At 45.1% G+C, this 22,265-nt stretch carries 19 protein-coding genes; 9 read left to right on the top strand and 10 right to left on the bottom strand.

All coding sequences use genetic code 11. The features are described from left to right. Positions 1 to 249: 249 nt before the first annotated feature. Positions 250 to 1,179 carry a branched-chain amino acid transaminase gene (locus I3252_RS03110; RefSeq protein ID WP_055124135.1) on the top strand — a complete coding sequence of 310 codons (930 nt, stop codon included), beginning with the start codon at positions 250 to 252 and terminating at the stop codon, positions 1,177 to 1,179. 84 nt (positions 1,180 to 1,263) lie between these two features. Here I3252_RS03110 and I3252_RS03115 read toward each other — a convergent pair whose 3' ends face one another. The 5 genes from I3252_RS03115 to I3252_RS03135 all read right to left on the bottom strand — a co-directional run bounded on the left by I3252_RS03115 (position 1,264) and on the right by I3252_RS03135 (position 6,981). Beyond that, on the bottom strand, positions 1,264 to 2,583 hold the full coding sequence (locus tag I3252_RS03115) for a glycosyltransferase (RefSeq protein WP_238034179.1): 1,320 nt from the start codon (positions 2,581 to 2,583) through the stop codon (positions 1,264 to 1,266). Positions 2,584 to 2,627: 44 nt separating this feature from the next. Further along, complete coding sequence (locus I3252_RS03120; protein ID WP_238034180.1) at positions 2,628 to 3,605, bottom strand: ChbG/HpnK family deacetylase; 978 nt, start codon at positions 3,603 to 3,605, stop codon at positions 2,628 to 2,630. After that, positions 3,602 to 4,237, bottom strand: a complete 636-nt coding sequence (locus tag I3252_RS03125; protein ID WP_238034181.1) for a GtrA family protein — start codon at positions 4,235 to 4,237, stop codon at positions 3,602 to 3,604. The genes I3252_RS03120 and I3252_RS03125 overlap by 4 nt, the downstream gene beginning before the upstream one ends. Next, positions 4,230 to 5,306 carry a glycosyltransferase family 2 protein gene (locus I3252_RS03130; RefSeq protein WP_238034182.1) on the bottom strand — a complete coding sequence of 359 codons (1,077 nt, stop codon included), beginning with the start codon at positions 5,304 to 5,306 and terminating at the stop codon, positions 4,230 to 4,232. Before I3252_RS03130 ends, I3252_RS03125 begins: the two co-directional genes overlap by 8 nt. Positions 5,307 to 5,406: 100 nt before the next feature. Beyond that, positions 5,407 to 6,981: a glycosyltransferase family 39 protein gene (locus I3252_RS03135; protein WP_238034183.1), complete on the bottom strand. Its 1,575-nt coding sequence runs from the start codon at positions 6,979 to 6,981 to the stop codon at positions 5,407 to 5,409. Positions 6,982 to 7,178: 197 nt separating this feature from the next. Between I3252_RS03135 and I3252_RS03140 the strand changes: the two genes are divergently transcribed. From I3252_RS03140 to I3252_RS03150, 3 genes are all read left to right on the top strand, one after another. After that, a complete protein-coding gene (locus tag I3252_RS03140; protein ID WP_238034184.1) occupies positions 7,179 to 8,042 on the top strand; it encodes a glycosyltransferase in 864 nt (287 codons plus the stop codon). Between the two features lie 38 nt (positions 8,043 to 8,080). Then, positions 8,081 to 9,181 (top strand): glycosyltransferase, encoded by a 1,101-nt coding sequence (locus I3252_RS03145; RefSeq protein WP_238034185.1) that lies wholly within the window; start codon positions 8,081 to 8,083, stop codon positions 9,179 to 9,181. Between the two features lie 69 nt (positions 9,182 to 9,250). After that, the gene (locus I3252_RS03150) at positions 9,251 to 10,060 is read left to right on the top strand and encodes a glycosyltransferase family 25 protein (protein ID WP_238034186.1); all 810 of its coding nucleotides are present in this window, start codon (positions 9,251 to 9,253) and stop codon (positions 10,058 to 10,060) included. A gap of 1 nt (position 10,061) precedes the next feature. On the opposite strand, the gene I3252_RS03155 is transcribed toward I3252_RS03150, so the two are convergent. The 5 genes from I3252_RS03155 to aspS all read right to left on the bottom strand — a co-directional run bounded on the left by I3252_RS03155 (position 10,062) and on the right by aspS (position 16,008). Continuing rightward, entirely contained in the window at positions 10,062 to 11,159 is a 1,098-nt protein-coding gene (locus I3252_RS03155; protein ID WP_238034187.1) for a glycosyltransferase, read from the bottom strand. 201 nt (positions 11,160 to 11,360) lie between these two features. Next, positions 11,361 to 12,269, bottom strand: a complete 909-nt coding sequence (locus I3252_RS03160) for a hypothetical protein (RefSeq protein ID WP_238034188.1) — start codon at positions 12,267 to 12,269, stop codon at positions 11,361 to 11,363. 44 nt (positions 12,270 to 12,313) lie between these two features. Next, a complete protein-coding gene (locus I3252_RS03165) occupies positions 12,314 to 13,099 on the bottom strand; it encodes a glycosyltransferase (RefSeq protein ID WP_238034189.1) in 786 nt (261 codons plus the stop codon). 70 nt (positions 13,100 to 13,169) lie between these two features. Further along, positions 13,170 to 14,114: a lysophospholipid acyltransferase family protein gene (locus I3252_RS03170; RefSeq protein ID WP_238034190.1), complete on the bottom strand. Its 945-nt coding sequence runs from the start codon at positions 14,112 to 14,114 to the stop codon at positions 13,170 to 13,172. Positions 14,115 to 14,181: 67 nt separating this feature from the next. After that, a complete protein-coding gene (aspS, locus tag I3252_RS03175) occupies positions 14,182 to 16,008 on the bottom strand; it encodes an aspartate--tRNA ligase (RefSeq protein WP_198332046.1) in 1,827 nt (608 codons plus the stop codon). A gap of 368 nt (positions 16,009 to 16,376) precedes the next feature. On the opposite strand from aspS, the gene sohB reads away from it, so the two are divergent. From sohB to I3252_RS03200, 5 genes are all read left to right on the top strand, one after another. Continuing rightward, positions 16,377 to 17,357, top strand: a complete 981-nt coding sequence (gene sohB / locus I3252_RS03180; RefSeq protein ID WP_198331921.1) for a protease SohB — start codon at positions 16,377 to 16,379, stop codon at positions 17,355 to 17,357. Positions 17,358 to 17,640: 283 nt separating this feature from the next. After that, positions 17,641 to 18,891 (top strand): acyl-CoA dehydrogenase family protein, encoded by a 1,251-nt coding sequence (locus I3252_RS03185; protein WP_238034235.1) that lies wholly within the window; start codon positions 17,641 to 17,643, stop codon positions 18,889 to 18,891. A gap of 152 nt (positions 18,892 to 19,043) precedes the next feature. Further along, entirely contained in the window at positions 19,044 to 20,321 is a 1,278-nt protein-coding gene (locus tag I3252_RS03190; RefSeq protein WP_238034191.1) for a phosphotransferase family protein, read from the top strand. A gap of 68 nt (positions 20,322 to 20,389) precedes the next feature. After that, on the top strand, positions 20,390 to 21,142 hold the full coding sequence (locus I3252_RS03195) for a histidine phosphatase family protein (RefSeq protein ID WP_238034192.1): 753 nt from the start codon (positions 20,390 to 20,392) through the stop codon (positions 21,140 to 21,142). 227 nt (positions 21,143 to 21,369) lie between these two features. Further along, positions 21,370 to 22,239, top strand: a complete 870-nt coding sequence (locus I3252_RS03200) for an SDR family oxidoreductase (RefSeq protein ID WP_269129599.1) — start codon at positions 21,370 to 21,372, stop codon at positions 22,237 to 22,239. The last annotated feature ends 26 nt before the right edge of the window (positions 22,240 to 22,265 follow it).

A 22,265-nucleotide genomic window follows, 5' to 3' on the forward strand; every position in this document is an offset into this window, starting at 1 on the left:
CTCAAACTAAAAGATTTCATTTGCTAGCACTGCCAGTGATATAATCGGCGACACATTACGATAAAGCTGTCAGTTGTTGGTTATTTCTGAGTAAGGATAACACTATATTTTAGCAATAAAATTTGACGCTGCGGTGTTATCATATGATGTTGATAAATACGATTAAACAAAACCTCTAGTCGAAGCATTTATACGTGCGTCGACTATACCTAAAAAAATAGCCGTTAGTGCTAACATAAGGATTATAAAATGAATATGGCAACACAAGATGGTAAGCTTTGGATGAATGGCACAATGATTGAGCAGCCAGATGCCAAGGTACATGTGCTGACGCATAGCTTGCATTATGGCATGGCTGTGTTTGAAGGTGTGCGTGCTTACCAAACCGCCGACAACCGTACTGCAATTTTTCGTCTAAAAGAACACACCGAGCGCTTACTAGGCTCTGCAAAAATCTTCCAAATGAATGTGCCATTTGATGCAGCGACTCTTGAGCAAGCGCACAAAGATGTGGTCAAGCAAAACAACTTGGCAGAAGCCTATATCCGTCCGCTCATTTGGGTCGGTGCAGAAAAACTAGGCTTGTCTTCACGTGACAATAGTATCAATGCCATGGTTGCTGCTTGGCATTGGGGCGCTTATCTTGGTGAAGAGGGTATCAAAAACGGTATCCGTGTAAAAACATCTTCATTTACTCATCATATGACCAATGTGACCATGTGTAAGGCAAAAGCCTCAAGCAACTATCCAGTGTCCATCATGGCGAACCAAGAAGTCACTCGTAATGGCTATGACGAAGCCATCCTGATGGATCCACAGGGTTATGTGTGCCAAGGCGCAGGTGAAAACTTATTCTTAGTCAAAGACGGTGTGCTGCATACGCCAGATTTAGCGGGCGGTGCACTTGACGGCATCACGCGTCGTACCATCATTCAATTTGCCGATGATCTAGGAATCAAGGTCGTTGAGCGCCGTATCACTCGTGATGAATTTTACTTGGCAGATGAAATCTTTATGACAGGTACAGCGGCCGAAGTGACACCTATTCGTGAATATGATGATCGTACTATCGGCAATGGTGGACGTGGACCTTTGACTGAGCAGCTACAGACCCTATACTTTGATGTGGTTCATGGTCGCAATGAGCAGTATATGGATTGGTTGAGCTTTATTGATTAAGCGTATTCCATAAACCTAGTGATATAAAAAAAGCCAAGACCTAGCATGGGCCTTGGCTTTTTTTATGGGAGTTATGACCTCTGATTACTTAAATTTATCTCGCCATTTGGCTTTGGCGTGCTTTTCATAAGGGTTTGGGTACGCACTATCAAGCCCAATGCTGTCATTATAGTAATGATACAGCTCTCTTATATGATCAAGCTTGTATTCAATGAGCGTCTCATAAAATAAATGCCAAAAAAACGCATCTTTTTCAAACGGACGCGTGAGGGTAACGGCAAAGTAAGACAGTTTATGATAAAGGCTCTCTAAAGCTGGATTGTCTATAAACGCCGTTTTTTTATACAGTTGTAGGTACTCATGCCAATTATCGACCCCAAGCTCCTGTTTTAGTTGCTGGTAGATAAGCTGAGTGTGCTCAGACGTATGCTGTTTTAGCTGTTCGGCGAGCGTTTGATTGTCAATAGCGACAAGCCCTTTACCTGTGAAGTTATAATCTTTGAGACGCTCAAAGTTGTGTGTGGTCACAAGGCCTATTAGCTGACCTTCAGGTGAGATGATACATACTGGCTTTTGACAGGCCAAGCCCTCTATCGCAACGCGCCCCATACCAGCAACACCTAAATATCTTGGTATTAGTTCGGCTATGTTTTTGATTTCTCCCAAAAAATTTACTTGAGTGGTCACGTTTAACGCCTGAATACGTTTGTGTAACTCTGACGCATCGCCGCCGCCTGCGATATCTATAGCCGGTATGTCACAACCACTGGCAGCTTGTACAAAACGTAAAATAGACGCAAATTTTTCGGCACTGATGCGGCTGATCAAGAGCCAAGCTGGCATGATATTACTTGTCTGATGACGATATTTGTCCAAATTGATTAAGTTGGGAAGCACCTGTGTTAAAGGTGCTTGAGTTGAAAGTATCCCCTCTAAATGTTTAGAGACACTGACTGATAAACTGAAACTATGACCTGCTAGGTTTTGAATAAATAAACGGTTAAAAGGTGCGCGATATATATCTGGTGTTCCGTGAACCGTAGAAACCACAGGAATACGGCAAATCTGCGCGGCCATCACCGCCGCACAAGCAAACAAGTCAAGCATGTGTATGCTTAGCACGTGAATATCATTGCTTTTAATGGTATCCACAATAGCATCGACTAGTTTGATAAAGTCAGTCGCCAAAGACACGCTTGTGATACCAACGGTAATGAAGTGGCAGTGATCAAAAAGCGTAGCAACTTTTGGATCAAAAGCTCTTTTATTGGTTAATAAATAGACTTGATAGTTGTGCTTGTGCAAGTACTTAAACTCATCGATCCAGCGTGTTTCGATGCCACCAATGCCATCGAGACGATGATAAATGAAAAGAATGTTGTCTTTGGCGTCACGCGTGGGCATATATTTTCCTTAATTTATAAACATAGCATTGAAAGGCTGAGCGTTTAGGGCGTCATATCTGACCACTTTACTAATCTGATATGTAAGCGCTCTAGTAATTGCTCAAACTGATGGCTCATCAGCCACTCAAACTCACGTTCGCGCGCCGCTTTGATATTGTCTTGCCAGCCATCATTAGGCGCTGCTGGGTGACACATAATCAGTGTTGTCGTGACATCTAGAGGCAGGCTAAGCGGCACAGAATGTATGGGCGGGGTGGTGTTGCTGTACTGTGCATAAGTGCCAAGTGGCTCAAGCAGTAGTAGTTGGGTGTGTAGCCCTGCCTTTAAAAACTTGGTGCGCGGCGCTTCAGTCAGCCACTGATTCCACAGTTGTGACAGTGTACTCACGGACGCCTCAAAATCATAGACCCCGCCGAAATAGTCATTGGTCGAGAGGTTGTGACTGTCACATAACGCATGCCAAGCCTCGCCGCCAAGGCGATATATGAGCTGCGACTTGACATCATTGATAAGCGGCGTCGTCACGCGAGCATGGATAGGTGTATCTGGTAGATAGCGCTCGCTGATCACCTGCATCAAGCAATCACGAATGATAGGGAATTGATGAATGTGCTGATGCCCATCAATAAACACAGGATCTTGATTAAAAGTGTCCTCAAATTGATCAAGTTGTCGCTTGATCACATCTGAGACTTCTGCTGGCTGCAAACGCCGCAGATAACTGGTCATGAGTAGTGACTTAAGGGAGCTTGGTAGCCCCGAGGCAAACACGCCAGTTAAGTCTAAATGCAGGCCAACATCAACGCCCAAATCGTCAAGCGCGCGAATCTCCAAGTCACTGATCGTACCGCCGACCATGTAACTGCTAGCGCCCACAAGGCCACGCTTTGCCAAGTGTACTACCGCTTCATTGACCGCGCCTGAGAGGCCTAAGTCGTCAATATTGATGATGATCGCGCGCGCGTTGTTGGCGTCATTGGTGATGACGTTTTGAGAAGAATTGTCGTTATTAGAGTTCATGATTTAAATGCCCAAAGTTTACCTAACGCAAAGGTCATGATAGTGATCATGCCTGTTACCACCAACCAGACAAGCATATAGTAGTGCGCTCCTAACCAGTGAAGACCTGTGACAAACAACGCTTGGTTGGCCATAAAACCGAGTGCAGAGCTGGCAAACCACTTGAGTAGTGCGTACAGTGGCGACACAGGTTTGGTAGGAGTATGAGTGCCGCGCATAGCACGGGGTGTGGTACGACTATCAGTGGTGATGCTATTTGAATGGTGTAGGCGTGACGGTGTATTATTATTGCAAGAGATGACGTGATCAGCCTTCATGTCTTCTGTACAGACAGCCGTCTTGAGTGTGTCTTTGGTGTTCGCGTCACTTGCACTCGTATTGTTATTATTATTGACGGCGCTGTCAATAGCCTGAGCGTTTTGCTTAAAGGTTAAATGATAGTGACCCAAAAAACTGACTACAAAAGCAACCAAAAACGCCAGCACATTGGCCCACACTGGCGTGACCGTCGTCGTGCTGACGATCGCAACCAATACGACAAAGTGTACGCCTGCGGCCAGCGCGCCCACGACCAAAAACCATAGCGCTTGCCGAGAGGCGGCAGCTGATGACACTGTATTGGTATCAGTCATGCGAGAGGCTTTTTGGGCTGCTGCTGTGGCTCGTTTGATCCAAGCCATGATGGTCTGTGTCATTACTGCGATCTAAGTCACTACTACGATCTAAGTCACTACTGATGGTCTCATCGATCAGATAGAGTGGGCGCTGCTTGACCTCCTCATAGAGCCGGCCGACATACTCTCCAATGACCCCAATACATACCAGCTGAATACCCGTTGAAAACATAATACCCGCCGCAACCGTCGCCCAGCCTGCCACATCACTACCGAATAGCAGCGTCTCAATGACGATATACAACCCATATAAAAAGGCAAGTAGGGAGACGATAAAGCCCATGCGAGAGATGAGGCGCAGCGGTTTTTGTGAAAAAGAGGTGATGCCAACCAGCGCCAACTCAAACAGACTGCCGTAGTTAAACTTGCTCTCACCACTCCCTCGATTGTCCGCCGTAAACGGCAAATACACGGTATTAAAACCCACCCATGCATACAGACCTTTCATAAAGCGTTGACGCTCAGGCAAGGCGCGTAGAGCTTGCAGTACCTTTTGATTCATCACCCGAAAGTCGCCAGCATTGGGGCGGATCTCATAGCGCTGACGGTCTTGGATAAAGTGATAAAAACTGCTTTTTAAGGTCTTGGCAAGGCGGCTCTCTGATGGACGGTTGGCCTGAATCCCTGCCACCATATCGATGTTAGAACCCGCTATCATCTGAACCATTTGTGCCAGCACGGGAATGGGATGCTGACCATCAGCATCAATCATCGCCACCATATCGCCTTGTGCATGAGTAAGTCCGGCACTAAGCGCAGGCTCTTTACCAAAATTACGCGACAAGCGTATCAGATGTAGCGCCGTATTGGAGGGGCGCGTGCCCATCGCCGCATCAATGACATCTGTGAGATGATCGCGGCTGCCATCATCAACGATGATGATCTCACAATCTGCCTGTAATGAGGGATCATCGCTTCGCGTGAGCGCCTCAGTAAACGCAAAAACGTGCGGCAAAAATGACTGTAGTGCCACAGCATCGTTATAAGCGGGCATGATAATGGACAGATAAGGTGTGGATTGCGTCATAACTCACTTATTATAAAAATGGGAGTAGTACTCACTAAAAAACCATCAAAAACTCAACACTAGCCACAAGGGAGGGCATCCGCTCATAAAACCCTAGCCGCTATTTAGAAGTAGGGACACAAGATTTTGGCACATACGTCATCCAATTGACGGTCAGTGGCTCAATACTATCATCACGCCAGTTCAGTTGCCATTGTCCTTGATGAATGGCGAATGACTCATGCGCCTGTCCGGTTTGATTCAGCTCATCAAGCAGCGGTAGCATCAGTGGATCTTCCTCTTGCCAAAGAACCAGCGTACCATGCGCTTTTAAGCGTGCTATGTTCATCCACGATGAATGGCTGGCAGGGCCTGAGATCATTTGTGAGGGGTGATCATTATTTATCGCCACCAACGCTGTAAGCCAACGATCACTTGATACGCTATCGATGGGGCACGCGCTTAATGAGCGCCACGTATCATGTGCTTGCATCGCAAGGGCTTGCTCAGGCCACTGCATGCGTGAAGGCTTGTGTCTGATTTTATCGCCAAGTCCCACATAGACCAGTGACAAAACAGTCGCCAATATCAGCCAAATTATCACCGCTTTTTTTACTTTGCAGGCAGCCATTGCCTGCAGTGAGGGGACAATAAAAGAGGCAGCCAATAGGCCTGACAACGCCCACATCGGCATCCCCCACATATCGCGCAGCCCAATGCCAAACACTAAGCTGAGCACCACCAAAAGCGCGATAGGTGCGGCCCATAAATACCATAATAAAGCGTGATGAGCAGATAGGTTTTGCTGATAAGTGCGAACGCCTAGCAATCGCTTACGATTGAGCGCCAGTATGAAAATGAGCGGAATATGAGCGATGAGCTGCGCGATGATAAAGCCCACCCACGTAAAGTGACGCGCCACCGTATTCGCTGTCTCCTCTACATCATGCGCGCGCCCGCTAGCATAAGTCAGTGGCAGCCACTCATGTGTGATCAGCCAATACAGGTGTGGCGCAAATATCGCCAGCATCACCGCCGCTGCAACCCATGGTTTTGGGGTCTTTAACAGTGGCCATTGCCTTGGTAATAAAAGATAAATAGCCATTGGTAACAGTAAAAATATCACCGTATATTTGGTAAGCATACCTATGCCGCCGACCACCCCAACGAGCAACCAAGCACGCAGCTGATTGCGTGTAATGGCGTGATAAAACGCCAAATATAGCCCAGCCCAAATCGGGAATTGTGCCACATTGTGGTTAAACTCCAAACTCGGATAGCTGTAATACACCACCGCAAGCGTCAAGACGCTCCCTAGTAGTGCCGTTTGAGTGTCCCACACTTGCCTGCCAAGCTTATAAACCAAAACCAGCGTCAGCAGCACACACAATTGACTGAGCAAATAAGGGCCAATATGCCCAAAACCTTCATAAAAGCTATATAATACCCATGATGATAGTGGGGGGTGTTTATAATACCCCCATTGCCACTCGCTACCCCAACTGATACCCTCACTCACATCGAGTGGTACACTTGTCGCCAAAAACGCAGGCGCGATCGACCAGATGATGAAGTAGGCGGCTAAAAATAAAAACAAGCCTTGCCATGTTTTTTTATCATACTCATGACTGTCCGCGTTCTCATGAGTGTTTTTAGCAGAGTTGGCAAAAACAGGTTTCTGGTTCAGTTGGTTCATTGTTGGCTTCTTTTGATCACGTGATGGGTATCATAATCAGGATTGAGCGCCGCTGCGCTGGTTGAAAATGGTCGACATTATAAGGGTTATTGACACGCGAGCATAGTTAAAAGTCTGGGAGTGTTTATATCACCTAACGTATTAAGATATAATGTCAGCGCGCGATCTTCTGTATTATCAATGTAGGAACATGCTTTATGAGTAATGACGTTATCAAAGTTTTTGTTGGCTGCGATCCTAACAACTGTGATCTAGAGCAGATGATGGTGCTCGATTATAGCATCCATAAGCACACAAGCTTGCCTGTTGAGATCGTTTGGATGCAGTTGTCACATGATCCTGAGAGTTTTTGGTATTCAGACCCCAAGTTAGGTAAAGGCTGGGATACGGCTAAATGGGCAACGCCATTTTCTGGGTTTCGCTGGGCGATTCCTGAGTATTGTGATTACTCTGGGCGTGCCATTTATATGGATGCTGATATGGTCGTATTAGATGACTTAGCGGCATTATGGCAGCATCCCATTGAAGGTCAAACCATCGTCGCTGCGAAGTCTCATACCGACATGACGCGACTGTGCACCTGTGTTTGGGACTGCCAAAAAGCAAAATCTGTCATTCCTGATATTCAAAAGCTCAGAAAAGATGCCAACGCTCATCGCAAAATGATGAAATTCATCAGAAAAAATCCCCAGCTGATTGAGCCTTATCAAGACAGTTATAACTGCGTTGATGGCGAGGATTTGGACATCAAAGACATCAAAATCTTGCACTATTCAGATATGGGTAGTCAGTTTAGTCATCAATACTCCCTGCCGCGTTTAAAACAAGAGGGCGCAAGCCACTGGTTTGATGGCGACATCATGCAGCACCCCAGAACCGACTTGGTACAGTTATTTGATACCTACTATCATGAAGCCTTAGACAATGGCTATCAGTTAGAGGATTATCGCGTCACGCCCTTTGGTGATTTTGGTCAAAAAACTCATCGCCGCTATACCGGCAATAAAATCACGCGCCCAAATGAAACCAAGTCATTTTTTGCCAAAATGTTTAAACGCTAAAAAGCACGTGTTTTATATCCATTAACAGGCCGTTATCTATGAGTCAGCAACCCAAAATCGCCGTACTGGTCATTAATTGTCTACAAGGTGGCGGCGCTGAGCGCTCAGTGCTCACATTAGGTCAAGGGTTTCACAAGCTTGGCTACACAGTACATGTGCTTAGGTTCAAGCCACTCGTTGAGTATGAGCTAAGCCCTGATCTGAACTATCACCTGCTTAGGTTTAAGCCCTATAAGCTCATTTTAGGAGAGACGCGCCGCCATAAAATTTTTGCGCGCGCGCTTGATCGGTATATTGTCAATAACATAGGGCAACCGGATATTATTTTATCCAACCTAGAGCGTCCCAATAATGTCATGGCGTACAGTCAGTTGCCAAACATCGTCAATGTGATTCACAGCACCTTATCGCTGTACTATAAGTTTGACCAAGTCCACGACTTGAATCAGCTCAAACAAAAGCTGACAACCATGTATGCCGCTCATCCCTGCGTGTGCGTGAGCGATGGGGTCAAAGCCGATTTTGTGCATCACCTTGGGGACATCACACCTGTGAGCACCATCCATAACCCCATAGACCAAGAGGCCATCCAGCGCTTAGCGACCGCTTTTGTTCCTGATATCCCAACCATCCCTCAGCATCAAGACTATATCGTCCATGTCGGCAGTTTTAAAGCCGCCAAGCGCCACGACATTTTGTTAAAGGCTTATGCAAAAACAGATCAGTCGCTGCCTTTGTTGCTATTAGGACAAGGCAAGCTCAAAGACGAGATAGAGCAGTTGATCGCAAAGCTTGAGTTGACGGATAAAGTGACGTTGTTGGGGTTTCAAGAAAACGCCTATCCTTATGTCAAGCACGCCGCGTTTGAGGTGTTGACCTCGAACCGAGAAGGGTTTCCTATGGTGTTGGCAGAAGCCTTAGCGATGGGCACGCCTGTTATCAGCACCGACTGTCAGTCAGGCCCTAAAGAGATGCTACCAGAGCATAACTTGATGCCAGTGGATGACATCGATGCCATCTCGAAAAAGATGTCACAAGCGATGCAAAACCCAAAACAATTTGTCGCGCCATTTGATGAGAATTTGCTACCTGAACGCATTGCTCAGCAATATATTGATTTTATGCAAGCAATCGCTTAAGTCATATTGATGCTTGTATATCCTCAACCCAACTTATAAGTTTATATCAAATAAAAGGATGTATTTACTATGAAGCCCATAGCCGTGGTCAGTTTGGTTGAGGAATATACGCGCCGAGAGCATATTGACCATCTGTTTGCGCAGCAGGTACTCGATTTTGACTATTTTAATGCGATCAATAAACAACAAATCGACGCGACGCTACAAAAACATGAGTTAAACGTAAACACAGATAAGGTGTCATTGGGAGAGACGGCTTGCTACTTGAGCCACTACTGTCTATGGCAACAAGTGATTGACAACGACATGCCCTATCTAATGGTTTTTGAAGATGACATCTACTTTTCTAAACATGCCAAAGTGTTATTGAGTGATTTTGATTGGTTGCCGCCTAACTTTGATGTGGTTAAACTTGAAACCATGTATGGTCGGGTGATGATTGATAAAGGTGTGCCTTTGTTGGCTGAGCATAAATTATGCCGAATGAAAAGCCGACACATGGGAATGGCAGGCTACATCATCAGTCAAGTGGGTGCCAAAAAGCTAGTGGCGCTCACAAAGTCGCTCGGCATAGATAGGCCTGTCGATCATATTATGTTTGACGATCTGATCGATCAGAAAAAAAGTGCGATGTATCAGGTTGTCCCCGCCATCTGTATTCAAGATAAAATACTAGACATGCAGTCTGAACGCTTTGCCAGCTGTCTTGAGCATGAAAGACAGTCTCGACCTGTCAAAAAAATCAAGTTGACCCAAGCGCAAAAAGTGAATAGAGAACTTGCAAGGCTATGGAAACAGCTTGGGGTGGTTGCGCTGTCGCACTCACTACGCCTCACCATAAAAGGCTATAAAAAACAAAAAATCACCTACCCTGAATAATTCAGTCAGCAGTACAAGCGGTGTGCTCCAACAATTCTAAATAACGCATGGCGGCATAATCAGGATAAAACTTATCCTCTAATACCATTGTGAAGGCCGCTGGGTCATTTGTTGCCTGTTGCATTTTTTGTGCGAGAGCGTCTGTATCGCCCACCGGCACCAGGTGGTGATCGGGCAGCACTTCAGGCGGTCCTGATGGACAAGCGGTACTGATAACAGGGGTATTGAGCGCGAGGGCTTCTAGCATCGCGATGTTTAAGCCCTCAAAGTCTGATGAGATGACCATGGCCGTTGCATGTTTAATATAAGGGTAGGGGTTGTCCGTCATGCCGATAAAGTGTACCCGATCAGCGATGCCTAGCTTGTCAACCATCTGCTCGCATACTGTGCGCTCAGTGCCATCACCTACCAAGACAAGTGGGCAGTCAAGTTTACTTTTGACATACGCTTCAATCAAGATGTCATGCCGTTTTGCCATTTTAAAGGTACTGACGTTGACCAAGTAGTTCTGGTAAGGAGGTACAAACTCATCAGCCAAACGTTGCGCTTTTTCAATATCAACAGGGTCATAGATCGTGGTGATATCTAAGGAATGCTCAAGTAAAATCGGCAAATCTAGAGTGACGCCATGACTGACACCAATGCAAGGTTTGGCCAAATAAATCTCTTTTAGCTGCTTTAAGGAGCGTGACGAGAGGCTATGCAGCTTAGATAGGGTGTTATGAACCACCAAGTAAACGGCGGCGAGCTGGCTGTATGCCAAAAACTGATCTATAGATTTTAAATTAGAAAGCACCAAATCTGGCGTGCCCATGTGCTTTAACATAAAGTTATCGAGTGCTTTTGCAATGAGCCTTTTGCGCATGAATCTTGGGATTTTTCGATAAGTGTCGTAGGGGAATACATGAACTGGTATATCCGCAGGTATGGGCAGTTCGATCTCTGGATGTAGTAGCAAAATGTGTACATTATGGCCTAAGTGCTTGAAGCTTTTTGCAAGTGTAATGACAAACTGCTCAGCGCCGCCAATGCGTAGGGAAGAAATCGCCAACACAATGGTCTTGCTGGAGGGGTTAGAGGAATTTGAAACTAAAGTCATAGGGTGAGTCTATTAAGAGTATTGATCATCGTCCGATTTTAGCATAATTGAGATATTCTGATTCGAATTTTATTATTCGGTAGTATCAAGTGTTTAGAGGTGATGGGCAGCGTGGTTGATTGTAAATACCTTGGCAAATGTGTGGCCGTGCGCGGCGATCATTGTTGGGTCGCAACAGGATGTGGCTTTGCCAGTCGCTACTTAGATTTGATCGGTCGCTTGGTATACTAAGTTGTGAAAAAGATCCTTCGACACCTCTGAGTGGTTATAAACCATCACGCCGCGCGCTTTATATACCTGCGCCAACAAATCAAATGAGGGCACGATCCGATCAGTGATAGCTTTGTCGAGTTTACAAGGCGCGCTGTTGTTTAAATTTTCATAAAATCTCGGCTGATTAGTATTTAACAAATCAATGCCATATAAATGAATCTCGGACGTCTGCCGCGAAAAAGCCAACTGCGCGGCCACATAAGCGACTGTGCCTGCCTCCACAAACCCATCCGTGACATCCAGTGATACACCAATGGCGGGTCTATGGTTACTGTCGATCACAAGGTTTGGGTGGTCTGAAAAGTCGGATAGGGGTCTTTTTTTATTAAGCCTGCGCCGTTTAAAGGTCAGTTTGCTCAACCACGATCGGTTTGACTGCACGCCCCAATGACGATCGACAGGACAGATGACCCGCATCGCTTTATGGTGCGTGAGCAGGATATCAGAATGAGCGATCGCCAGCGCCTCAAATACTGCCAATGTGGCATAAAGCGGCTGACCGTTATAATGGTCTTTAAAAATCTCAGGTCGATGGCGAATAAAGCGTGCATCGCTAATCACATAACCTGCGACTTTGTCAAAGGCATGCTCAGCCAGCAAGCTGATACTACCGTTGACAAAAATAGTCGCCCTATCTTGAATCGCCGCAAACGCCAAATCAGCAATAGAAGGCCCTGAGGCGATGACTTGTATCGTCTGATGTGCAAGGCTCTCTCTTGATTCACTGGCATCAAATGCACATATGGTAACGGTCTGCTGATCGATCTCAATGTGGTTTGCGCGTGGTAATATCTCTGTGGTTTTCACTATGGTCGCGTCCAATAAGTTGGTCTTCATCACTGATTACTAAATATAACAGTGATGAGGTGAGACAGCCATCATTACTGCCAATGCGCTTCAAGCCAAGGACTGGGCTTCACATAACGATACCATTTACCACTGCCGCCTTTAATGGCATCTGGTGGGTTGATCTCGCCATGAAAGATGACGATTTTGGCACCATCAGGCAGTTTTGGGGCGCGAATCATATTAAAAGGAATGGGCGTGATACACTGGTACTTAAAGCTTACGCACCACGTTTTATCCCAATACTCTAGGTGATGATGCTCGCGCAGATAGTTGGATAAATAGGCCTGCTCATGGCGCACTTGGGTGCGAATGGTGGCAAAGTTTTGTTCAAAGTTGGACAAAAGGTTGGGGTAGGTATTCATACCCACCTTAAAGCGATAAACGGAGCTGTTACCAATCATACGCCACGGTTTTTTCCAGTCGCGGATGATGACCACGCTGTCGTCATGCTGGGCGTCATAAGTAAAAAAGCCATCAATATTATCGACGATCACAATATCGATGTCTAAAAATAATGCCATGCCTTTTAAGTCATAAAGCTCAGGCTTAAAGGAGGTGAGTTTTTTCCAGCCGCGTTCAGGGCCTGCGGGCAGATCCATCTCTGGTATTGGATAGCAGTTGATGGCCGGATCAATACCGCTGCTGTCATCAGTCAGACAGACCATCTGAAAGTCTAAGGTTAAGTGCCGGCTGACCATACTATAGAGGCGATTGACGTACTCGCTACCGTATTTATCGCCCCATTTCATACAGATGATGTAGCGCTGCTCGTGCGCTTGATGATCGGCATGGGTAGCGTTTGGTTTGTCTGTCGTCATGATGCACTCGTATGGATATATGAATAAAAATAAAAAAACTAACTATCAATACTAGCATATTTGGTATAGTTTATTGTGGCTTTACTTTTACGTTCGTATCGCGCTTTGCTTGGTTGTGCTGGACAAAGTCGGCCAGTACTGCAGGGTCTGCTCGATAAGGGTTGCCAAGATTGGGGATGTGCTTAAAGCGCCGATAGCCCCACATATAGTGGGCGCAGTGCGGTGTGATCATTTGCGCCAGCACAGTATTTAGCGCCGTTGTGGAAATACTGGCATCACGACTATATAAGTTAGGGTCATCAAGCTTGTAGCAGTAGATATCAAACCCGCGCCCATCATCACGGCGAATGCAAGACAGCCCAACCAGCGCACACTTGGTTTTGCTTGCAAGCTTAGAAGCTAAGGTGCTGGTTAAGGTTTCGATACCAAAAAATGGTACGATCACACCGCCTGATGGCTCAGGGACGTGGTCTGGCAACACGATACTAAAGCCGCCTTGTTTGAGTGTCTTAAACACTGCTTTCACACCGCTACCATCGGTAGGCACCAAAGTTGCATTGAGACGCGCACGCCCTTGAAGAATAAACTCGTTAGTAAAGTTACCATCAACTGGTTTGTACATAATGGTTGGGGAACCAAATTGATTGAGCCAGGCATTCATCATCTCCCACGTACCGAGATGCGGAACGATAGCTAGCATGCCGTTGGAATTAGCAAGTCCTTCTAATAAAATGTCTTTATTATGGACGTCGCGAATCTGAGCGATACTCCACTCAGGTGGCATGGCCCAGCTTTTGATAGATTCAATACTGGTCAAACACTGGTGATAAATAATCTCTTTGGTTAAGACTTGTTTTTGTACATCGGTCAGCTTAGGAGCAATTAACGCCATATTGATACTGACCGTACGCATGATACTTAAACTGGGTATCTTGATAATCACCCACGCAACAAAACGTGCCAGTATCTGCAAGACAGACAATGGCACGATTTTAAAAATATGATACGGATTCATAACCATTCACACAGTGATGAATCACGTAATAAGCGTTGAAAAAAATATCCGGACATCGTTAGACCATTTATTGAGCAGGTTTGTTGGTGTCAGCCTGTGCTTTTTCGCGCACACGGATACCAAGATCACGTAGCTGCTTGCTATCGACTTCAGCAGGTGCTTGAGTTAGTGGGCATTCAGCAGTTTTGGTTTTTGGGAAGGCGATGACATCACGGATAGAATCCGCGCCTACCATAAGCATAATCAGACGATCCAAACCAAAGGCCAAGCCACCATGCGGAGGTGCACCGAATTTTAGGGCGTCAAGTAAGAAGCCAAACTTGTCTTGAGCCTCTTGCTCGCCAATACCTAAAGCATCAAGTACGGCTTGCTGCATATCAAAGGTATTGATACGTAAGCTACCACCGCCAACTTCTGTACCATTTAACACCATGTCATAAGCAATAGAAAGTGCAGCTTCAGGATTGGTTTTTAGTTCTTCAACAGAACCTTTAGGCTTAGTGAACGGATGGTGCATTGAGGTCCAGCGACCATCGTCAGTTTCTTCAAACATTGGGAAGTCAGTCACCCAAAGTGGCGCCCACTCACACGTTGTCATCTCAAGGTCTAGACCAATCTTTTGACGTAGTGCACCGATTGCATCGTTTACTACACTGGCTTTATCCGCACCAAAGAAGATAATATCATTGCTTTCTGCACCAGTACGCTCAATCAAGCTTACCAATACATCGTCGGTCATATTTTTGATGATAGGAGACTGTAAACCAGATTCTTGGTCAACGCCGTTGTTGATATTGCTCGCATCATTGACTTTGATATAAGCCAAACCACGTGCACCATAAATACCGACAAATTTAGTATAGGCATCGATTTGCTTACGGCTTAATGAAGCACCACCAGGGATACGTAGGGCAGCAACGCGACCTTTAGGATCGTTAGCAGGACCTGCAAATACTTTAAAATCAACGTCTTTCATTAAATCGGCAACGTCGATAAGTTTTAATGGAATACGTAAGTCAGGCTTGTCTGAGGCATAGTCACGCATCGCTTCAGCGTAAGTCATGCGTGGGAATTGCTCAAACTCAACATCCATCATGGTTTTGAATAAATGCTTAATCAGACCTTCGTTGATATTCATGATTTCTTCTTCGTTTAAGAAAGAAGTTTCAATATCCACCTGTGTAAATTCAGGCTGACGGTCAGCACGTAAGTCTTCGTCACGGAAACATTTTGCGATTTGATAATAACGATCAAAACCTGACACCATCAACAACTGTTTGAATAACTGTGGTGATTGCGGCAATGCGAAAAAGTTGCCTGGGCGTGTGCGTGAAGGCACGAGATAATCACGTGCGCCCTCTGGTGTTGCACGAGTCAAGATAGGAGTCTCAACGTCTAAGAAACCATGGTCATCTAGATAGCGACGAATCGCTGATGTGGCTTTAGCACGGAAAACCATACGCTCTTGCATTTGCGGGCGACGCATATCAAGGTAGCGGTATTTTAAACGCAAGTCTTCTGAGACCGTGGTTTTCTCATCATTCAATGGAAAAGGCGGTGTTTCAGATTTCGCCAATACTTCGATTTCTTTGCCCAGAAGCTCAATCTGACCACTGGTCATATTATTGTTTTCAGTACCTTCATAACGGCGACGTACGCGACCAGTGATTTTTAGCACATATTCAGGACGTACCGCATCAGCAGTAGCAAAGGCTTCTGGGGTATCAGGATCAACGACTACCTGCAAGATACCAGCGCGGTCACGCATGTCTAAAAAAATCACGCCACCGTGATCGCGACGACGATGTACCCAGCCCACGATACTAATGGTTTGATCAATGAAGCTTTCGGTTACGGCTCCGCAATATTCGTCTCGATATTCGCTATGCGTCATAGTGCTTTGCGTCATAATATAATTATCCAGTTGTCAGCCCAATTCGAAATACAATAATGCAGCCATTGCTGTGCGATTCAAGCTATCTGCTAAAAACGCACAAATAACGCGATTAAGACAAATGGTCATCACGTTGGCTACAGAAAATTTGGTGTAAACGCATATTATGCCTAATCTGCCCTTGTTATACAACCAGTGGCGTCCAATCAAAGCGTAGGAAAGTATCAGTAATGGGCGTATTTATTCAGTAACATTTGCATTGGGTTAAATATTGTCATTTTGCTTGAAAATATCAGCCACTGCGCACATATCAGGATCACTTATAAAATCCTATTAAAATTATCTTAATCATGTAAGGAATGCTACTCATGCTTTTTCACCCTGCTAAAAACCCTGTTGAGTTACGAGTTGTCCATCTAAATAAAAACCAAGAACAACGCCGTGAAGACTTAATGGAGGCCACTCAAGGTAAAGCCGCGCTTAAGCAATTCAAAAAAGTAATGGCTAAAAAAGCCAAGCAAGCATTGAAGGCAAAAAGCAAAAATAAGAAAAAAAACAGTGACAATAAATCCCAAATTTTCGTTCTCGACTTTGACGGTGATATCAAAGCCACGGCAGTTAAACATTTACGCGAAGAAATCAGCACATTAATCAGTACGGCAAATAAAGGCGATGAAGTCGTGGTGCGTCTTGAATCAGGCGGTGGTTTGGTGCATGGTTATGGATTGGCAGCAGCGCAATTGGCACGTCTAAAAGATGCTGGTTTAAAACTGACTGTCTGTGTTGATAAAGTCGCCGCTAGTGGCGGTTATATGATGGCGTGTGTGGCGGATAATATCGTGGCAGCGCCATTTGCTATTATTGGCTCGATTGGTGTGGTCTCACAGTTGCCAAACTTTCATAAATGGCTGAAAAATCATGACGTCGATTATGAGATGTTTACCGCTGGTGATTATAAACGTACCGTAACCGTATTTGGTGAGAATGACGACGAAGATCGTGCTAAATACCAAGAAGAGCTAGAGCAAACGCATGAGTTGTTTAAGCACTTCGTCAATCGCTATCGTGGTATGCTTGATGTAGATAAAGTCGCGACAGGCGAGCATTGGTACGGTGAAGATGCATTGCATTTAAATTTGGTAGATAAATTACAGACATCAGACAGTTATCTATTAGAGCGTATGGAAAACAATGAAGTGTATGCATTGCATTCACGCCAAAAGCCAACATTGGCAGAAAAATTAGGGCTGTCACAAGCCGCAGAAGCGACCATCAGCATGGCCGTTGATAAGCTGCCAGATGCATTGGCACGTTTTGATTTAAACAGTCGTTTGAATATCCTAAAATAAGTTTAAATATCATTGTATTATTTGGTTGCTAGTATCTTAGTCTTGCAACACTGAACTGAATCGTGCATTGTTTGTATTTTGTAAAAGGCGTGTCCTAACGGGTCGCGCCTTTTTGCTGTTTATTCATAAATGCTGTGTTATAAATGTGGCATACAGAACAGAGTATACGCACGTACACTATAAAATTAATATTGGGCTTTTTATAAAAGCTTTATGTGAACGTGATGAAAATAATTAACCATCAGCAAGGAAAAGGATGCCAGCTATGTCTGAAAATACATTGATGTTTACCGCCACCGAACATGGTCAAACCATGTACGCCAAAGTCAAAGCATTTATCGAAACTCATATTGAACCAATAGAAGCACAGTTTTGGGCGGATTGTCATGCGCAAAACCCAGACGGCAATTGGAAAAATTGGCAATGGCCAGAAAAATACGAGAGTTTGCGTAAACAAGCACGCGAAGCCGGTCTATGGAATTTGTTTTTGCCAGATGACACGCTAGGGGCAGGGCTGTCGGTGACCGATTATGCACCGATTGCCGAGCTCACTGGACGCAGTTTATTAGCGCCTTATGTCTTTAACTGTAATGCCCCTGATAGCGGCAATATGGAGCTTTTATGGCGCTATGGTTCAGAGGAGCAGCAAGACAAATGGCTAACGCCTATTTTGGAAGGTAAAACGCGTTCGGTATTTTGTATGACTGAGCCTGATGTCGCCTCCAGTGATGCGACCAATATGCAAGCGACGGCTGTCGTCGATGGCGATGAGATTATTATCAATGGCAGTAAATGGTGGTCATCGGGTCTTGGCGACCCTGCGGTCGATATTTTGATAGTCATGGCGTACACGCCTGATGAGAATAAAGACCGTCATCATCAGCATTCGATGGTATTGGTCCCAGCAAAGACAGCGGGTGTTAACATCGAGCGCATGCTCAAAGTCTTTGGCGATTATGATGCGCCGCATGGCCATGGTGAAGTCAGCTTTGATAATGTACGTGTGCCCGTCAGTCACTTTATCGGTGGTGCAGGTATGGGGTTTGAGATTGCACAAGGTCGCCTAGGACCAGGTCGTATTCACCATTGCATGCGCTGTATTGGCGCTGCCGAAAAGTCGCTAGAGCTGGCGGTTAAGCGCGGCATGGAGCGTACCGCTTTTGGTAAGCCATTATTACAACTGGGTGGTAACTTTGAGCGTATCGCTGAGGCGCGTATTAAGATTGACCAAGCGCGTTTATTGACACTATATGCAGCGCAAAAAATGGATGCGCAAGGCACAAAGGCAGCATTGACTGAAATCTCTGCTATTAAAGTGGTTGCGCCAACTGTGCTACAAGAAGTGGTCGATATGGCGATTCAGATTCATGGTGGCATGGGCGTTTGCCAAGATACGATGCTACCTGCATTCTTTGCCCAAGCACGAGCGCTGCGCTTAGCCGATGGTCCTGATGAAGTGCATAAAACGATGATTGCTAAGTTAGAATTAAAGCGTCAAGGTTTTATTCGCCCTTCTAAATCTGGTAAATCCTAAGTTTAGTTATTCATAAATTTATAGAAATTGATTTAAATGAGCATTTGCTTGAATTAATTTCTCATTGAAATTCACTATTACACCGTTAATAGTGAATTTTAAGCCCTATATTCATTTATAAATATAATTGACCACACGATAAGGAATGTCTTATGGCAACTGCTAATCAAAGCAACACTACCGTCAAAGAAGTAGCTAATAAAATCTTAGATAAAGGCGGCGAGGTTCGTGATGGCGAAGAGCTTGATGCCAAAGCGGTCAGCTCATGGCTACGTGCTCAAGGCGTCGATATAGAAGGCGAGCCTACCGTTACTCAATTTTCAGGTGGCGCATCAAACTGGACCTATCGTTTGCAATATGAAGGCGAAGGTAAAAGCCAAGATTTAATTTTACGCCGTCCACCAAAAGGCACCAAAGCAAAATCAGCACACGACATGGTGCGTGAATATACGGTGCAAAAATCCTTAAAAGATGCTTATCCTTATGTGCCTAAAATGGTCGCGCTATGTACGGATGAGTCCGTCATCGGTGCAGACTTTTATGTCATGGAGCGTATGGAAGGTATCGTTCCTCGTGCCAATTTGCCAAAAGGCATCGATTTAAATGAAGAGCAAACGCGTGCATTATGTACCAATGTTATTGATGCTTTGATTGAATTGCATCAAGTCGATTATAAAGCGCATCCTGATTTGGTCAGTCTTGGACGCGGTGAAGGTTATTGCGAGCGTCAAGTAACTGGCTGGGACAAGCGTTATGTCAAAGCCAAAACACCTAACGTCCCAAGTTTTGCCTTAGTACGTCAATGGCTCGGTAAGCATACGCCTGCTGACAGTAAGACTTGCCTCATTCATAACGATTGGCGCTTTGATAATGTGATTTTGGATGCGGCAGATCCGACCAAGGTGATCGGCGTACTCGACTGGGAAATGGCGACCTTAGGCGATTCTTTAATGGATTTGGGCAGCGCATTGGCGTATTGGATTGAAGAAGATGACAACATCATTATGCAGCAGTCACGCCGTCAGCCCACCCATTTAAAAGGCATGATGACTCGCGATGAGGTGGTTGCTTATTATCTTGAGCAGACAGGTCTAGAGATAGATAACTGGACGTTTTATGAAGTGTTTGGTCTGTTCCGTCTAGCGGGTATCGTTCAGCAAATTTATTATCGCTACTATCATAAACAAACGACCAATCCAGCCTTTAAAAACTTCTGGATTATTGTGCACGTATTACATGCCAAATGTCTGAAGTTGATTGCTCAATATGAAGGTGAGATTTTGTTTACTAACCGAGTACAGCCGCATTTGCAAGATATAGGTATTGATGCTGCGATGATTGAGCAGTTGCCAAGTCCTATACAGGCTGTGATTAAAGGTATTTTGCCAAAGAGCTATTTTGGACAAAGCGCACCTAAAGCTGAAGAGTAAGCAAATTAAAAATTGAAAATCTAGGGCTTTTAAAAATTATAAGAGTGCGATTAATAAGGCAGTATTTTATGACAACCATACTTTTGGCCCGTCATGGTCAAGCGTCATTTGGACAAGAGAATTACGATCAACTCTCAGAGCTGGGTGGCAAGCAAGCGCAGATGCTAGGTCAGCATTACGCGACGACTCAGCGTCGAATCGATGCGATTTTTACTGGTAGTTTGGTTAGGCAGCAAGACTCTGCACATCATTTTTGGCAGCGTTATCAGTCATTTGTTGATAGCGATATCTCTAGTAAGCCTGCGATCGATATAAGTGCGCCGGATAGCTATGTACTGCCACAATTTGATGAATTTAATCATAAAGACGTGTTTATAAAGTCTAATCCTGCTTTCATGAGTAAAGGTGCTATTGCGGCTGAGATTGCGCAAGCAGAAGTGCCGTCTATGCGTTTAGCGGAGTTGTTTGATGCTGCGATGCAGCGCTGGCATGCAGGTGGGGATGACGGTGATTATATTGAGAGCTGGTCACAATTTAATGAGCGGGCAAAACAAGCGCTTGAGCAAGTGCGTTTGCAAGTGGCCAATCTGAATTTAGAGCGTGATAGTACGGTGCTGGTGTTTACTTCGGGCGGCATTATTTCGGCTATTACCGCGCAGTTATTACAACAAGGTAGTCAGACTGCGTGTCAAATTAATAAAAGCTTGGTTAATACGGGCGTAACGTCTATTACTTTAAAAGCGCAGAGTACACGGCTATTGTCTTTAAATGAATACAGTCACTTATTTGCTGATGGCAAACGCTTCGTGACGTGGCGATAACATAGCATGTGATGGCTGGTGAGACATCAAGGTCATAATTAAGCCGTGATTAACATCAGGATAAAATGTCTACTCTAAATACGTAGCAGATTTTTATGTTATTAAAATCGGCTATGATAATTGTTGAGTATTTTTTGTGTATTTTTATGACAGACAAGCCGCACTTATCAATTTGCGATATTATAGACTGTCAACTTCATATAATATGGATGTAAACAGGACGTTCTATGCAAAATAAATTGATCAATTTAGTCACTAAAAGCGCCAAAAAAAGTAAAAATCAGCTATTTAGCGCGATTCAGCCCGCACGATACCTAAAAGGTTTAAATAAGCAGCAGATTGGTCGTGGTAAAACAGTATTAATCACGGGTGCCAGCTCAGGACTGGGCGAAGGCATGGCAAGATTGTTTGCTAAGCTTGGCTATAATTTGGCGATTTGCGCGCGTCGTACCGATCGTCTAGAAAGTCTACAAGCAGAGCTGATGGCAGAATATCCTGATATTCGTGTTGAATATCGAGCATTAGATGTCAGTGACTATGATGCCATATTCGATGTATTTGATGCGTTCGCAACTGACTTTGGTCATATCGATCGTGTGGTGGTCAATGCGGGCGTCGGGGATAGTCGCCGTATTGGTAAAGGGCGCTTCGATACCAACCGCCGCACCGTTGAGATTAACTTTGTCTCTGCGCTCGCGCAATGTGAGGCGGCGATGAATATATTCCGCGCACAAAACAGCGGTCATCTGGTGGTGATATCAAGCATGTCAGCAATGCGTGGACTGCCTAAGCATTTGACCGCTTATGGCGCAAGTAAGGCAGGTCTGGCTCATCTGGCAGAAGGCATTCGTGCTGATATGTTATTAACCAAATTGCCTATTAAAGTCTCGACCATTTATCCGGGTTATATCCGTACTGAAATTAATGAAAATGCCAAACCACTACCGTTTGAAGTGGATGCAGATACGGGCACCAAATCCATCGTTGCAGCGATTGAGGCTGGAGTCGATGAAGCTTGTGTACCAAGTCTACCGTGGTCTATTGTCGGTCAAGCAATGAAGCATCTGCCATTACAGGTGGTCAATAAAGTCAATTAGTAACTATTTGACTTCATTGCTTTGGT

Source organism: Psychrobacter sp. Ps4, from assembly GCF_022129285.1.
GTDB classification, from domain to species: Bacteria; Pseudomonadota; Gammaproteobacteria; order Pseudomonadales; family Moraxellaceae; genus Psychrobacter; species Psychrobacter immobilis_A.

Bases quoted from the DNA above. Each gene is read 5' to 3' on its own strand.
- I3252_RS03140 (WP_238034184.1), top strand. From the start codon at position 7,179: ATGAGTAATGACGTTATCAAAGTTTTTGTTGGCTGCGATCCTAACAAC.
- I3252_RS03190 (WP_238034191.1), top strand. From the start codon at position 19,044: ATGGCAACTGCTAATCAAAGCAACACTACCGTCAAAGAAGTAGCTAAT.
- I3252_RS03155 (WP_238034187.1), bottom strand. From the start codon at position 11,159: ATGACTTTAGTTTCAAATTCCTCTAACCCCTCCAGCAAGACCATTGTG.
- I3252_RS03120 (WP_238034180.1), bottom strand. From the start codon at position 3,605: ATGAACTCTAATAACGACAATTCTTCTCAAAACGTCATCACCAATGAC.
- I3252_RS03160 (WP_238034188.1), bottom strand. From the start codon at position 12,269: ATGAAGACCAACTTATTGGACGCGACCATAGTGAAAACCACAGAGATA.
- I3252_RS03150 (WP_238034186.1), top strand. From the start codon at position 9,251: ATGAAGCCCATAGCCGTGGTCAGTTTGGTTGAGGAATATACGCGCCGA.
- I3252_RS03200 (WP_269129599.1), top strand. From the start codon at position 21,370: ATGCAAAATAAATTGATCAATTTAGTCACTAAAAGCGCCAAAAAAAGT.
- I3252_RS03195 (WP_238034192.1), top strand. From the start codon at position 20,390: ATGACAACCATACTTTTGGCCCGTCATGGTCAAGCGTCATTTGGACAA.
- I3252_RS03130 (WP_238034182.1), bottom strand. From the start codon at position 5,306: ATGACGCAATCCACACCTTATCTGTCCATTATCATGCCCGCTTATAAC.
- I3252_RS03125 (WP_238034181.1), bottom strand. From the start codon at position 4,237: ATGACTGATACCAATACAGTGTCATCAGCTGCCGCCTCTCGGCAAGCG.
- sohB (WP_198331921.1), top strand. From the start codon at position 16,377: ATGCTTTTTCACCCTGCTAAAAACCCTGTTGAGTTACGAGTTGTCCAT.
- I3252_RS03185 (WP_238034235.1), top strand. From the start codon at position 17,641: ATGTTTACCGCCACCGAACATGGTCAAACCATGTACGCCAAAGTCAAA.
- I3252_RS03170 (WP_238034190.1), bottom strand. From the start codon at position 14,114: ATGAATCCGTATCATATTTTTAAAATCGTGCCATTGTCTGTCTTGCAG.
- I3252_RS03145 (WP_238034185.1), top strand. From the start codon at position 8,081: ATGAGTCAGCAACCCAAAATCGCCGTACTGGTCATTAATTGTCTACAA.
- I3252_RS03115 (WP_238034179.1), bottom strand. From the start codon at position 2,583: ATGCCCACGCGTGACGCCAAAGACAACATTCTTTTCATTTATCATCGT.
- aspS (WP_198332046.1), bottom strand. From the start codon at position 16,008: ATGACGCATAGCGAATATCGAGACGAATATTGCGGAGCCGTAACCGAA.
- I3252_RS03165 (WP_238034189.1), bottom strand. From the start codon at position 13,099: ATGACGACAGACAAACCAAACGCTACCCATGCCGATCATCAAGCGCAC.
- I3252_RS03110 (WP_055124135.1), top strand. From the start codon at position 250: ATGAATATGGCAACACAAGATGGTAAGCTTTGGATGAATGGCACAATG.
- I3252_RS03135 (WP_238034183.1), bottom strand. From the start codon at position 6,981: ATGAACCAACTGAACCAGAAACCTGTTTTTGCCAACTCTGCTAAAAAC.